This is a genomic window from Campylobacter concisus, from assembly GCF_002913715.1.
GTDB classification, from domain to species: Bacteria; Campylobacterota; Campylobacteria; order Campylobacterales; family Campylobacteraceae; genus Campylobacter_A; species Campylobacter_A concisus_AG.
In genome coordinates this window covers 456,982-470,309 of sequence record NZ_PPCE01000009.1, presented here as the reverse complement: position 1 = coordinate 470,309, position 13,328 = coordinate 456,982, and the positions used below count along the sequence as shown (strand labels likewise).

The 13,328-nt window shown below is 36.5% G+C and carries 18 protein-coding genes; 8 read left to right on the top strand and 10 right to left on the bottom strand.

Going from position 1 to position 13,328, the window contains the following annotated elements:
- Positions 1-10 precede the first annotated feature (10 nt).
- The 5 genes from CYO92_RS06335 to hemB all read right to left on the bottom strand — a co-directional run bounded on the left by CYO92_RS06335 (position 11) and on the right by hemB (position 5,525).
- Positions 11-1,681, bottom strand: coding sequence for a TolC family outer membrane protein (locus tag CYO92_RS06335; protein ID WP_103589096.1), 1,671 nt, complete (start codon positions 1,679-1,681; stop codon positions 11-13).
- A gap of 117 nt (positions 1,682-1,798) precedes the next feature.
- Complete coding sequence (gene hemN, locus CYO92_RS06330) at positions 1,799-3,160, bottom strand: oxygen-independent coproporphyrinogen III oxidase (RefSeq protein WP_103589095.1); 1,362 nt, start codon at positions 3,158-3,160, stop codon at positions 1,799-1,801.
- Entirely contained in the window at positions 3,153-3,638 is a 486-nt protein-coding gene (locus CYO92_RS06325) for a DUF2603 domain-containing protein (RefSeq protein ID WP_103589094.1), read from the bottom strand. Before CYO92_RS06325 ends, hemN begins: the two co-directional genes overlap by 8 nt.
- Positions 3,635-4,552, bottom strand: coding sequence for an ornithine carbamoyltransferase (gene argF / locus CYO92_RS06320; protein ID WP_103589093.1), 918 nt, complete (start codon positions 4,550-4,552; stop codon positions 3,635-3,637). Before argF ends, CYO92_RS06325 begins: the two co-directional genes overlap by 4 nt.
- A 1-nt stretch (position 4,553) precedes the next feature.
- Entirely contained in the window at positions 4,554-5,525 is a 972-nt protein-coding gene (gene hemB, locus CYO92_RS06315; RefSeq protein ID WP_103589092.1) for a porphobilinogen synthase, read from the bottom strand.
- Positions 5,526-5,593: 68 nt separating this feature from the next.
- On the opposite strand from hemB, the gene ribA reads away from it, so the two are divergent.
- Genes ribA through htpX form a run of 5 tightly spaced genes read left to right on the top strand, consistent with a single transcriptional unit; the run spans position 5,594 to position 8,155 of the window.
- Entirely contained in the window at positions 5,594-6,157 is a 564-nt protein-coding gene (gene ribA, locus CYO92_RS06310; protein ID WP_103589091.1) for a GTP cyclohydrolase II, read from the top strand.
- Positions 6,157-6,723 (top strand): 16S rRNA (guanine(527)-N(7))-methyltransferase RsmG, encoded by a 567-nt coding sequence (rsmG, locus tag CYO92_RS06305; protein ID WP_103589090.1) that lies wholly within the window; start codon positions 6,157-6,159, stop codon positions 6,721-6,723. The genes ribA and rsmG overlap by 1 nt, the downstream gene beginning before the upstream one ends.
- Positions 6,720-6,914, top strand: a complete 195-nt coding sequence (locus tag CYO92_RS06300) for a hypothetical protein (protein ID WP_009294554.1) — start codon at positions 6,720-6,722, stop codon at positions 6,912-6,914. Before rsmG ends, CYO92_RS06300 begins: the two co-directional genes overlap by 4 nt.
- On the top strand, positions 6,911-7,276 hold the full coding sequence (locus CYO92_RS06295) for a hypothetical protein (RefSeq protein WP_103589089.1): 366 nt from the start codon (positions 6,911-6,913) through the stop codon (positions 7,274-7,276). The genes CYO92_RS06300 and CYO92_RS06295 overlap by 4 nt, the downstream gene beginning before the upstream one ends.
- Positions 7,277-7,285: 9 nt before the next feature.
- Positions 7,286-8,155 (top strand): zinc metalloprotease HtpX, encoded by an 870-nt coding sequence (gene htpX / locus CYO92_RS06290; RefSeq protein ID WP_103589088.1) that lies wholly within the window; start codon positions 7,286-7,288, stop codon positions 8,153-8,155.
- Positions 8,156-8,409: 254 nt separating this feature from the next.
- On the opposite strand, the gene CYO92_RS06285 is transcribed toward htpX, so the two are convergent.
- The 5 genes from CYO92_RS06285 to CYO92_RS06265 are packed head-to-tail and all read right to left on the bottom strand — an operon-like array spanning position 8,410 to position 11,456.
- On the bottom strand, positions 8,410-8,811 hold the full coding sequence (locus tag CYO92_RS06285) for a flagellar protein FlaH (RefSeq protein WP_103589087.1): 402 nt from the start codon (positions 8,809-8,811) through the stop codon (positions 8,410-8,412).
- Positions 8,802-9,233 carry a peptide deformylase gene (locus CYO92_RS06280; RefSeq protein ID WP_103589086.1) on the bottom strand — a complete coding sequence of 144 codons (432 nt, stop codon included), beginning with the start codon at positions 9,231-9,233 and terminating at the stop codon, positions 8,802-8,804. The genes CYO92_RS06285 and CYO92_RS06280 overlap by 10 nt, the downstream gene beginning before the upstream one ends.
- Before the next feature lie 9 nt (positions 9,234-9,242).
- On the bottom strand, positions 9,243-10,256 hold the full coding sequence (locus tag CYO92_RS06275) for an alanine racemase (protein WP_103589085.1): 1,014 nt from the start codon (positions 10,254-10,256) through the stop codon (positions 9,243-9,245).
- A complete protein-coding gene (cmeU, locus tag CYO92_RS06270) occupies positions 10,249-10,488 on the bottom strand; it encodes a CmeU family protein (protein ID WP_021091016.1) in 240 nt (79 codons plus the stop codon). The genes CYO92_RS06275 and cmeU overlap by 8 nt, the downstream gene beginning before the upstream one ends.
- Positions 10,489-10,490: 2 nt before the next feature.
- Positions 10,491-11,456 carry a L,D-transpeptidase family protein gene (locus CYO92_RS06265; protein WP_021090919.1) on the bottom strand — a complete coding sequence of 322 codons (966 nt, stop codon included), beginning with the start codon at positions 11,454-11,456 and terminating at the stop codon, positions 10,491-10,493.
- A 137-nt stretch (positions 11,457-11,593) separates the two neighbouring features.
- Between CYO92_RS06265 and CYO92_RS06260 the strand changes: the two genes are divergently transcribed.
- From CYO92_RS06260 to CYO92_RS06250, 3 genes are read left to right on the top strand one after another with little or no spacing between them, the layout of a single operon-like run.
- On the top strand, positions 11,594-12,016 hold the full coding sequence (locus tag CYO92_RS06260) for a copper chaperone PCu(A)C (RefSeq protein ID WP_072594846.1): 423 nt from the start codon (positions 11,594-11,596) through the stop codon (positions 12,014-12,016).
- On the top strand, positions 12,016-12,483 hold the full coding sequence (locus tag CYO92_RS06255) for a hypothetical protein (RefSeq protein WP_035167203.1): 468 nt from the start codon (positions 12,016-12,018) through the stop codon (positions 12,481-12,483). Before CYO92_RS06260 ends, CYO92_RS06255 begins: the two co-directional genes overlap by 1 nt.
- Positions 12,484-12,492: 9 nt before the next feature.
- Positions 12,493-13,035 (top strand): SCO family protein, encoded by a 543-nt coding sequence (locus tag CYO92_RS06250; RefSeq protein WP_103589084.1) that lies wholly within the window; start codon positions 12,493-12,495, stop codon positions 13,033-13,035.
- Positions 13,036-13,328 lie beyond the last annotated feature (293 nt).

Genomic DNA, 13,328 nt, shown 5'->3' with positions numbered 1-13,328 from the left:
TTTTACATTTTTATCTTAAATCGTTTTGAATGCTGCAAGCACCTTGAATGTATCTCTTTGCAAAACCTGGTTCAAAGCTATCTGAGATCATTCCCATATTATCTAACAGTCTATATTTTGCATAAGATAGTGCTGTCTCAGTTGTAGCGATCTCTTTTAATGCAGAGTTATATTCATTTTCAGCATCAAGCAAGTTTATAAGATCACGACGACCGATTCTAAATTCATCCTGATAAGCATCAAGTGTAGCTTTAGCATATTCAACGTGTTGATTTAAGTATCCCATTTTTTCTTGGTTAAGAACATAATTTTGCCATGAAAATTCCAAAGATTCTTTAAGCTCTCTTACAAGATTATCCAAAGTTTGTTGCTCTTGTTGAACAGCAAGTTGGCTTTTTTCTTTATCTAGTTTATCATTACCTTTATTGTAAAGGTTATAGTTTAGTCTTAAAAGTGCGTCAAATGTTTGTTCTTCATAATTGTCATATAAAACATTTGAATGATCATACGCGCCAGATACAACAAGATCTAGTTTTGGCAAGAATGGCGCATTTTTCTCTTTTACAACTGACTCTGCCATAGCAATATTTGATTTTTGAACCAAAAGTGACGGATTGCAAAGAATAGCTTTGTTGTAAACAGCTTCTTTTGTACTAGGTAAAGGAAGGCTAAACTCAGGCATCACTAAATTTTTAGCTGCAACTTTTTTTCCATATAATTTCTCAAATGTAGAAAGTGCATCTTCATAGTTATTTTTAGCAGCTGTATAGTTTGATTGAGCTAGAGTATAGCGTGATCCAGCTTGTCTCTCCTCAGAAGCTACACCATAACCTGATCTTGCTCTATCTTTAATTTGACTATAAATTTCCTCATGACTCTTTACGTTTTCTTCTTCAATGTCTAGAATTCTCTTAGTTTGAAGAACTTGCAAGTAAGCATTTGTAGTATTTAATGTAAGTCTATCTGCAGCTTGTGCTACTGAATAAGCGGCTGAATCAAGTCTTGCGCTTTGAGAATTTATTCTATTTTTATCAGCACCACCATTGTATAAATTTTCAACCAAGGTTAGAGATGTGCCAGAAATTCTTCCATCTCCTCTTCTTGTAGAAACTCCATCATCAAGGCGTTTTTTCTCATATCCCACTCTAGCAGCAGCGTCAAGTGTTGGATAATAGGCATTTTTTGCTATTTTTAGATCTTTACCAACTTGTAGATAGTTAAATTCTGTAGCTTTTAAACTTGGATTTTCATTTAAAATAGTCTTTATAACTTGATCTAAAGTCAAAACTCCATCATCAACTTGTGCTACTGGTTTTACTTCAGTTGATATAGCTTGTTCTATATTAGATTTTTTTGTTATTTGAGTATCACCTACAGGTGCTTTTGCTCTCATTAAAGCATCCTTATAGCCTGATTCGTTTTGAACTTTAACTAATAGACCATTAGCTTCATCTTCAGAAACCGGAGTCGTGTCAACATATAAAAATTTTCGTCCACCAACCTCATAGATACCTGTAGTTAGTCTGCTGTCAGAGATTTTGCTATTGACTTTATTAACAACACTATCAATTCTAGCCTGATTATCATCTTGTGCAAATGAAGCTAGAAAAATCCTATAAGGAACATCTTGAGCTGACAGCACAGTTGCTGCCAAAGCACTAATTGCTAACATCTTTTTCATAACTAAGATCCTTTTACCTTATTTTTATTATTAAGTCTATACTTAAATTTTGATACGAAATTATACACCAAGAAATATTAAATACATTTTAAATATCTTATGACAAAAAAATAATTTTTATATAGTTTTAGAAAAACGCCTTAAATTCTCGGGAATTTTCTTTAGATATTCATCAAAACACATTGCAATATTTCGTATTATCAGTGTTCCAGTTTCATTTATACTGATTTTATCTGCTGTAACATTGACAAATTCACTTAAGTTTTTAAGCTCCTCAAGCTCTTCCTTAAAGTGTTCAAAAAAATTTATATGGAATTCATTCTCGATGGCTTTGATATCAAGCCCAAAATTACTCATTAAGTTCATAATCACACTCTTTCTAAGCAAATCTTCATCACTTAGATAAATTCCCTTTGCATATGGCAACTTTCCACTATCGATCGCCTTTTCATACTCGTCCATATCTTTATGATTTTGTGCGTAGTGCCTTTTGCACTCACCGATACTTGTCACGCCTATACCGATAAGATCAGCGCCACCCTTTGTCGTATAACCTTGAAAATTTCTATGCAAAGTACCATTTGCAAGAGCACCAAAAAGCTCATCATTTGGCTTTGCAAAGTGATCCATGCCTATCATTTTATAGCCATTTTTAGTTAAAAACTCAGCCGTAAATTTTAAAATTTCAAGCTTCACTTCTGGATTTGGCAGAGTTGTCTCATCAAATTTACGCATTGATTTTTTTATCCATGGCACATGAGCGTAGTTAAATACTGCAAGTCTGTCTGGATCAAGCGTAAGAGCAAGCTCAAGCGTCTTTTTAAAGCTCTCTAGGCTTTGATACGGCAGGCCATAGATTAGGTCCATATTGATTGATTTTATGCCCTTTTGCCTAGCCATCTTTACAGCATTTTGAGTGATCTCATAGGGCTGAATTCTATGAATTTCTTTTTGCACCTTCTCATCAAAGTCTTGCACGCCGTAGCTTATGCGGTTAAAGCCATGAGATATAAGCACGTCAAGCTGCTCATTTGTCAAAAATCTTGGATCTATCTCACAGCTTATTTCAGCCTCTTTTGAGAAATTTTTAAATTTAGCTTTGATAAGTTTGATAATCTCATCAAGCTGAGCGGCATTATAAAATGTCGGGGTACCGCCACCAAAGTGCATCTGTAAGACTTCAGCGCTAGTGTCCAGGTGGTGAGCTAAAATTTCAAGCTCTTTTTCTATATATCTTATATATTTCTCTTTGCGATCCTCTTTGCTCGTGTAAATGACATTACAGCCACAAAAATAACAAGCACTTCTGCAAAATGGCAAGTGTAAATAAAGCGAAAGCGGTCTTTTTTTATCGCGATTTTCAATCTCTTTTATATAAGCTTCATAGCTAAATTTATCACTAAACTCTGGTGCTGTCGGATAGCTAGTATATCTTGGCCCTGGCCTTGAATACTTCACATAAGCACTAAAATCAATCATCTGCCCTACTCCTTGCCATTTGAATCACCTCTTTTATGTCTACAAATAAATTTGGGTGCTCTTTTTTGATATTTTTTACCAGTTTGTCAAGATCAATATTAAATTGTCTACTTTTTTTATCGCTTGCGATCTTTTTTATCTCATCCATAGCAACTACCCAAACATCGCTAAAATCAACTGGTATGTTTTGCCAGATCGTCTTTTCAAGCCTTAGATCAAAATTCTCTTTTTGCGACCCTTTTAAGGCCTCGATCAAAGCCGAAAGCGATTTTACAGAGATTACCGTGTGTAAATTTTGATTTTCATCAATACCAAACCACGGCTCTTTTGAGTCCCAAGAGCCACTTTTTAAATTTAAAATATGCTCATTTGGATTTTTGGTTGAAACTATCTCAAAGATCGTCTTTTCAGGGCTACTCAGTCCAAGACTATTACCGATCTCATCTATCTCATCATATATATTTTTCTCTTTGCTCATCTTCTTCTCTCATCCAGCCAGACCATCACGCCTTTTTGGGCATGAAGTCTGTTTTCAGCCTCGCTAAAAATTTCATCTGCGTGCTTCTCAAAAACTGCCTCGCTCACCTCGTAGCCCCTATAAGCTGGCAAGCAGTGCAAAAATATCGCGTCTTTTTTAGCTAAGCTCATCAAATTTTCATCCACGCAGTATCCAGCAAAGTCTTTTAGTCTCTTTTCTTTCTCAGCCTCTTGCCCCATCGATACCCAAGTATCTGTAGTCACTACATCGGCACCATTTACCGCTTCTTTTATATCATTTGTGATAAAAATTTTCGCACCTGAAATTTTTGCGTTTTCATTAGCCATTTTTAAAATTTCTGCATCCACTTCGTAGCCTTTTGGCGTGGCGACCCTTAGCTCAAGTCCTAGTTTGCTTGCTAGCATGAGCCACGAGTGAGTCATATTATTGCCATCCCCTACGTACGCGACCTTCTCGCCTGCGCTAAATTCTAGCATCGTAAGATAATCCGCCATTAGCTGCACTGGGTGAAATTTATCGCTTAAGCCGTTTATCACTGGCACGCTTGAAAATTTAGCAAATTCTTCTAGCGTCTCGTGTTTATCGACCCTTAGCATAGCCATGTCACACATCCTGCTTATTACTCTGGCAGTGTCACGTATAGGCTCGCCGCGGCCTATTTGTATATCATTTTTACTTAAAAATAGCGCATATCCGCCAAGCTCATGCATGCCCACATCAAAGCTCACTCTAGTTCTGGTTGAACTTTTTTCAAATATCATCGCAAGCTTTTGATCTTTAAGATATGGCTTAAATTCTCTAGCCTTCGCCTCTTTTTTGATCTTGCGGGCTAAATTTATCATCTGCTCGATTTCATCTTTGCTAAAGTCATTTAGCGTCAAAAAGTGCTTCATCTTAGCCCCTTAAAATTTTGGCTGCTTCTTTTGCGTGATAGGTGATGATCAAATTTGCCCCTGCTCTTTTAAAGCCGATTAATGTCTCCATCATGACGCGCTCGTAGTCGATGATGCCAGCTTTTGCGCCAGCTTTTAGTAGTGCGTACTCGCCGCTTACGTTATAGACGCAAAGTGGCAGAAGTGTTAAATTTCTTAGCTCTCTAACGATGTCAAGATAAGCAAGCGCTGGCTTTACCATCAAGATATCAGCGCCTTGCGCTTCGTCTTGCAAGCTCTCGTTGATCGCCTCCAAGCGGTTTGCGCTGTCCATTTGGTAGCTCTTTCTATCGCCAAAGCTTGGTGCGCTTTGCGCTACGTCACGAAATGGCCCGTAGTATGCTGAGGCAAATTTGGTTGAGTACGCCATCACTGGTAAATTCTCAAAGCCATTGCTATCAAGCGTCTCTCTTAGCGTTGCGATGATGCCATCCATCATGCCACTTGGTGCGATCATGTCAGAGCCATTTTGAGCGTGTATCAAGGCTTGTTTAGTTGAAATTTCAAGCGTTGCGTCGTTGTCGATGGTGTTGTGCACATGATCGATTATACCGCAGTGACCATGGTCTGTGTACTCGCAAAAGCAAAGATCTGTGATGACAAATAAATTTGGGAATTTATCTTTTATGGCTCTAAGCGCGGTTGCGATGATGCCGTCGTTACTTAGTGCGTCGCTGCCAACACTATCTTTTAGGCTTGGTATGCCAAATAAAATGATAGATTTTATGCCTAAATTTACTATCTCTTCGCACTCTTTTAAAATTTCATCGATACTCATTTGATAAACGCCTGGCATCGAAGCGATCTCGTTTTTAACGCCTTTGCCCTCAACTACAAAGAGTGGATAAATGAAGTCATTTACGCTAAGGCTAGTCTCTCTCACCATGTCTCTTAGGGATGGATTTATTCTTAATCTTCTAAAACGTTTAAACATATTTTTGCCTTTTCTTTGTTAAAATGCGTGATTTTTAGCTAGTTTAGCACAGTTGGAGTAAATTTAAAATGAAAATAGAAATTTCAAACGCGGCAAATCTACCTTCAAGATTTGGCACTTATAAGGTTCAAGCCTTCAAAGAAGGGGCAAAAGAGCACCTCGTGATCTACAAAGAGCCTTTAAGCGAGGTAGTAAATCTTAGAATTCACTCCGAATGCCTAACTGGAGATGCGATCGGGAGCCTAAAGTGCGACTGTCGCGACCAACTTGAAGCGAGCCTAAAATATATCGAAGAAAATGGCGGCATGGTCATCTACCTGCGTCAAGAGGGCAGAAATATCGGGCTTTTAAACAAAATAAACGCTTACAGCCTACAAGATAAGGGCTTTGATACCATTGAAGCCAACCACCAGCTAGGTTTTAAGGCTGATGAGAGGACTTACGAAGTGGTTGATTTTATCCTAAATCACTACGGCATAAAAGAGGTAAATTTACTCACAAATAACCCTTTAAAACTTAACGGACTAAGCTCAGTAAAGATCGTAAAACGCGTACCTATCGTCATAAAACCAAATAAATTTAACGAAGGCTACTTAAAGGTCAAAAAAGAGCAAATGGGGCACATCTTGTGATGAAAAATGAGCTTTGCTTGCCGGCAGAATTTGACGAAAAAGTAAAGGCTTACGCTCAAATTTTTGCTAAATTTAATAAGGTTCATAGCTTAAGCAACTATAAAGATATAAGCGAACAGGTGCTTGATAGCATAAAACCGCTTGAGATTTTTGACCTAAGTGCCAAAACTGCGATCGATGTTGGTAGTGGGGCTGGCTTTCCAGCGATATTTTTAGCCCTTGCGATGCCGCGCACTAAGTGGCACCTTTTTGAGCCGATAGCCAAAAAGTCGTCATTTCTAAGCTACGCTAAGATCGAGCTTGGCTTGCAAAATTTAGAAGTTCATAGCCAAAAGATCGAGCTTGCAGATAAATTTACAGCTGATCTCATCACCTCAAGGGCGCTTAGCAAGACAAAAGAGCTTATAAAAATTTGCGAGGGATTTTATGATGAAAATACCAAATTTCTCATCTACAAGGGCTCAAGCGTCATGGATGAAATTTCAGGCATTAACGCGCAAATTTACAATGAAAAAAATAGAAACTACATATATTTTAATCTCAAAAACCGAGGGGAGATACGTTGAAATACTTGCTTTTTGTAGCGATTTTGGTTGCGATTTACATCATATTTTTTAAAAATAGAAAAAAAAGCGACAAGATAAGCACCAGTAACTTCGAGGAGTGCAGCAAATGCGGTGTCTTTAGCGACATCGACCAAATGGTGCTAAGGGACGGAAAATACATCTGTAAAGAGTGCATAAAGGGTGAGAGATGAAAATTTTGGGTGATGAACTGATCAAATTTGAACCGCTATTTCTTTGCAAAAGCGAAGATGAAATTTTAAGTGGCAGGCAAAATCTCTTTAAATTTGATAGAAATTTGATAAAAAGAGCGCTAGAAGCTGGAGCAAGCTTTAGCGTTTTTGTGACGAATATAAATGAAGCTATCATCGCAAACGCGGCTGGAGGAAAATTTATTATTGCAGATATTGACATTGCAAAAGATCTAGCAAAGATTGCTGAGAGTTATCTATTTGACGCACTTATAGCTGTTTTGATAAAAGATGAAAGCGAGCTTGCACAGCTTGCAAAATTTAACATAGACGCTGCGATCTTGCCAAATGCTATAAAAGAATAAGGACAAAAAATGGAAATTTTTAAAACTGCTTTTTTAATGGTTGCTTTAATGCTGATTTTTATCGCTGTTGGCGGATATATTGGAGGTGAGCATGGCATGATGATCGCCTTTTTGATAGCAGCTGGCACAAATATCTTTTCATATTTTTTTAGTGATACTCTGGTGCTTAAAAGATATAACGCTATCCCAGTTGATGAGAGTAACGCTCACGGGCTTTATGAGATCGTATCTCGCCTCACACAAAAGGCAAATTTGCCTATGCCAAAAATTTACATCATCCCAGAAGAGGTACCAAACGCCTTTGCCACAGGCAGAAACCCAAGCCACGCAGCTGTCGCGGTAACCGAGGGACTTTTAAAAATTTTAAATGAAAACGAGATCGAGGGTGTGCTAGCTCACGAGCTAAGCCACGTAAGGCACTACGATATCCTAACTGGCTCAATCGCTGCCATACTAGCTGGAGCTATCGCAATGCTTGCAAATTTTGCTAAGGTTGGTGGTATTGCTGGGCAGAGTGGCGGTTCAAGAAGAGGTGGCGGTAATGCCATCGTTATGCTAGCGCTTGCTATACTCATGCCAATAGCTGCCACAATCATACAAATGGCGATCTCAAGGGAGCGCGAGTACAAGGCAGACAAGGGCGCAGCCTATTTAACAGGACATCCAGAGTGGCTTGCAAGCGCTCTAAGAAAGCTTGAGAGCTACTCAAATTCTTACGTTATGCAAAACGCAAGCGAGCAAAGCGCTCATATGTTTATCGTAAATCCATTTGGCTCGCTAACTAACAAGCTTGGCGTACTTTTTAGAACGCATCCAAGCACTAGCGATAGGATTGCTGAGCTTGAAAAACTTGAACAAGAAATAAAAAGAAGTATGTAAAAATTTAGCCTTTAGTAAAATTTGGGCTAAATTTCTTCTTTTTACCATCTTTTATGGCTTTAAATTTAGACATTTACAAGAAATTTTAAATTTTATGAGTGAGTAATTTCGGATCTAAAATTTGAGACAATCAGCGAGCGAAATCAAATTTTAGTAGTCGATTCTTGCGAGCGAATGGAAGTTTTAAAAATTTACAAAGACAGCTTGTTAAAAATTAAATTTAAAACCCAAAAACCAAAATTTAGCCCCAAATTTTACTGCAATTTCTTGCAGTCACGATCTTCTATAGTGTACTCAAAGATCAGCTCACCATTTTCTGAATAAAAAAGCTCATCCAAGGTGACACCGATGCTTAGCATATTTAAGATCTCTTTATCTTTGCAAGCAGTTCGCAAATTCTCTTTTTTAATAGCTTCGATAAATTCTAAAAGCTCTTTCCCTTCAAGCCTTTTGATCTCTTGCTTTCTTGCGTGTTTGACAGCATATCTATAAATGAGCGTATCGCCGACATTTAAGATATCATTAAGTGTCAGTGTTGGCGTACAGATAAATGGAAGCTTTTTTTTGTAGTAAATTGCGTGATTTTTCGCTGCCATATCTGGCGTAAGAGCCAGGGCAAGCGAGTAAAAAAACAGTAAAAAAATGACTACTCGCAACTACTTTTATCCAAATTTATATCAAAAAAATGCCTGCCCCCAAAACCGTAACTACCACTTAGAGTGATGCCACGATTTAGCACAGCTCTAGCCATACCTGAGTTACAAAGCACATCTTTTCCATTTTTATAAAACTCATCTTTTAAAGCTAAAATTTGAGCTTTGTTGTAGCCTTTTATCCTCTTTGTCTTGGTCTCGTTTAAAATAAACTCGCCATGTATGTTTAGCCCGCTGCTACTCACATCTTTTAGCGTAATCATCTCATCGACTCTGCTTGGTAAATTTGGCTTTGCGGTTTGGACGACAAAAGCTGGGATCTGCTTAGTATCAAGCTGATTTAGTATCTGCTCATAAATCTTAAACTCGCTCTCTTGCACACCAAAAGCAAGGCTAGCAAGAGCTAATAAAACGATCTTTTTCACATATTTCCTTTATATAAATTTTCTGATGATGTTTGGAGAGAGTTTTACTAAGATGTCATAACTTATCGTATCAAAAAATTTCGCCCAAATATTTGCATCCTCAAAGACACAGACCCACTCGCCACTATCTTTACAACTAAAGCTATCCATAGAAATTTTGCCTAGTATTGGCTCGTTATTGGCAAGTCTTAACTCACCACAGCCATTGTATCTTAGCAATCCATCGCCGTATCCAAGATCATAAGTGGCTACATTTATATCTTCTTTTGTGCTAAATTTAGCACCATATCCAACACCTTGACCACTTTTTAAAATGCGCCTGCTAACTCTTCTTGCCCATAGTGAAAGTACTGGCTTTAAGTCCAAACTATCACCAAACTGAGCGTATCCATACTGAGCGATGCCAATACGCACCATATCATCATCGATTTCACTTGCTCTTTCAAGAGCAGCTGAGTTGTGAGAGTGAAAGATCGGTTTTTTTATACCAAACTCATCGCAAAGATCTAAAATTTTCTCTTTTGCAGCCCTAAAATTTTCCCTTTGCACAAAATAATCAGCATTTAGCTCATCGCTTGCACGAAAATGTGTATAGGCTCCAAGAAGCTCTAAATTCCTTCTTGTTAAAATTTCAAAGGCATAATCAAGCTCGCTAATATCAAGCCCATTTCTATGCATGCCAGTATCGATTGCAAGGTTGATTTTTGAGCCATCTTTTATCTTTAAAAGTGCCTCTATGTCGTTTATCGCATAGATAAATTTATTTCTTTCATTCCCAGTTGGGATATGTGAGAGAATGAGAATATTTTCAAATATGTCAGAAATTTCATTTGCCTCAAACTCACTTTTTACAGCACAAATTTCTATACCAAATTTTTTAGCCTCACTAGCAATAAGCCTTGCGCCATGGCCATAAGCATTGTCTTTTAATACAACTATTACTTTCTCTTTGCCACCAGCTTTAGCACAAATTTGAGTGAGGTTATGAATATATGAAGCTTTATTCAGGCGTATTTCAGACATTAAAATTCACATTAAAAGCAGTATAAACATCCGGTAAAAGTTTTCTTACGTTGTAGTCAAATGCATAAAATTTAGCGTAAATTTCTTTCAGATCAGCCTCTTTTACTTTGCTAAAATCAAAAACATCAGTACCATCTTTCTTTGGAACTTGGCGGTCAAGCTCAGCAAAAAAAGCAGCTCTTGCCTCTAAAATTTTCTCGATTTTTTCTTTTACTTCTTGAGATTTTTCCACTTTTACTCCTCTATAAAAATTTTCATATCATCGTTATAAAGCTTTACATAAAGCGTCTTTTGCCCAGCAAATTTGTGCGTATCTGAAACATAATCTTCATAAAAACTCACACGAAAAAGCCTATCATTTTTAAGATTTGGATAAGGCGTGATGAGAAAATTTGAAAAACTAATGCGTTTTTTCTCTTTTTTAGAAAAAATAGCCCGCTTCATACTTTTAAATTTTTCCAAGCTCATACCATCGTATCGCTCAAAGTTTTTATCGTAAAATTTAAGATAGTTTTCAATGTCGCTCTCGCTCCATGTCTTTTTCCAGCCCAAAAGCCCAGAAATGATCACTGCAATATCTTTTGCACTAGCTTCTGGACGCTTATCTTCATAAATAAACGCAAGTGTTTTTTTATGATCCACCACATCATCAAATTTCATCAAAGTATCATTTTGCATAGCCACGCAGCCTTTTGTTTTTAGCTCATCTGTCCTTTGTCCATCAAGTGGATAGCCATGTATCCAAATACCACCACCATTTCGTTTTGCAAGCTTATCAAGCAAATTTGGGTATGAAAGCGAAAATGCAAGTGGGCCAAGATATCTATCATTTGGCGTAAATCTACGTGTAAGCTGATACACTCCAACCGGTGTTTTTAGATCACCTTCAAGAAGCTTATCACCATTTTTGCCAACTATAACGCTTGAGCTAAAAAGTTTTTTTGTAATGCCGCCATTATAAGAGATCACTTCAAGCTTCTTTTTAGTTTTATCAACTACACTTAGAAGTATCTCATTGTCATAATATCCATATCTTACATCCTTGCCCTCAAGCTTTTTTAGCCAGTAATCCTTACTTAAAATATTTTTTTCGATGGCGTCAATAACAGCAGCTGAGCCATTTTTTAAGTAAATTTCTTCGTAATTTTGGGCAAAAAGACAAGGCGATAACGCGATGAAGAAAAATATAATTTTTTTCAAGTGAAATATCCCAAAAAGTAAAATTTAGTCCGTAATTATATCCTAAAAAATTTATATTTTTAGATTTTAAAGGTAAATTAAGTAGTTCTAAATGTATAATGTGAAAACCATTATTAATTTTATCACAAAGGAAAAATATGAAAAAAATCGTTTTTGGTGCGATGCTTGCAGCTTCTGCTCTTATGGCGGCTGATATCAGCCTAGAAAATGTTAGAGCTAGAGATACAAAACCTGGCACAAACAATAGTGCAATTTTTATGGATATAAAAAATGCTTCAAATTCTGATGTAAAGCTTATTGGTGCTCACTCAAGCGTTTGCAAAAGTACAGAAATTCATACACACAAAATGAATGATGGTATGATGGCTATGGTTCAAATCGAAGATGCAGTGATCCCAAAAAATGGCGAAACAAAACTAGCTCCTGGCGGTTTACACATTATGCTTATGGATCTAAATAAACCATTAAAAGATGGTGATAAAGTTGATTTAGAGCTAAAATTTAGCAATGGCGAGAGCATAAAGCTTGATAATATCGGAGTAACTAAAAACTTTAAATAATGAAAAAAATCATAATTATTTTTTCATTTATCTTTATTGTTTTAGGTGCTTTTTCGATAGGCTATAAGCTTATGACAACAAGCAAGGAAGATCCACCTGAATTTGCCGATGTAAACACATCGCTAGATCCTTTAAAATGTGATCTAAACAATAAATCTTGTGAGATGGAATTTAAAGGCGTAAAGCTAAAAATAGACATCTCGCCAAGACCTATTTATGCTATGAGACCTTTTAGCTTTAAAATCATTAACGGTAAAAATTTAGGCCTAAAAAATCCTAGTCTTGAGATAGACGGCATAAATATGAATATGGGATCGATCAAAGCAAGACTTGAGCCAAGAGGCGATAACTTAACTGCTCAAGTAGTGCTAAGTGCTTGTGTTGTCGAGCTTATGAGATATAGATTTAAAGTGCTTGATGACGAAAAAGAAACTGGTTTTTTTGTAGATCTTGATCTAAAATTATAGAGGGTAACGATGAAAAAGGCACTTTGGGGCTTAATAATAATCTTAATTTGTATAGGTGTTGCACTTTTGCTAATAAAGCCAAACAAGTATGATTTTAAGGCACTTTCACAAAATGGTGAAGTAAGTCTTAAAAATTACGACGGAAAGTATAAAGTTATATATTTTGGTTATCTTTTTTGCCCCGATGTCTGCCCTACTGCGCTCTCTTTGATTGGCGATGAACTAAACAAGCTAAAAAGAGATAACTTTGAGCTACTTTTTATTACGCTTGATCCTGAACGCGATACTCCTGAAAATTTAACTCTAATGGCAAAAAATTTCTACAAAGATGCCGATGGATTAAAACTAAATGCCTTAAAAGAAGTGGCAAAAACCTATGGTGTAAAATTTCAAAAAGTCCGTCTTGAAAACTCAGCCATGGGCTACTCTATTGCTCACAGCTCTTCAATATATTTAATAGACAAAAAAGGAAATTTTTATAAAGAAATTTCAAATCTAACAAATGAAAATATTAGAGAAAATTTATTAAATTTGATCAAAGATAGGCCTTAGGGTTAGAAAATTAGTAAGCCAAAACTGGCCTATTAAAATTCTTTATGCAAGCATCATCTCAAGATATTCTAAGCTAAAATTTAATTCACTTGTTATGTTTTTGATTTTAATGCTCGCTGAGTGATTTTTTCACCCAAAATCTATTAACCCTTGAACATAAATTTAATCTACAAGCCAAACAAAGTTGATTAAATATAAGCAGTACTAGCAACAAATTTATTAAGAAGATCTATATGAAGGATAGGCTTTTGTACTATAAATTTTTAATTATGATGCAAAAGCCAGAAATTTAG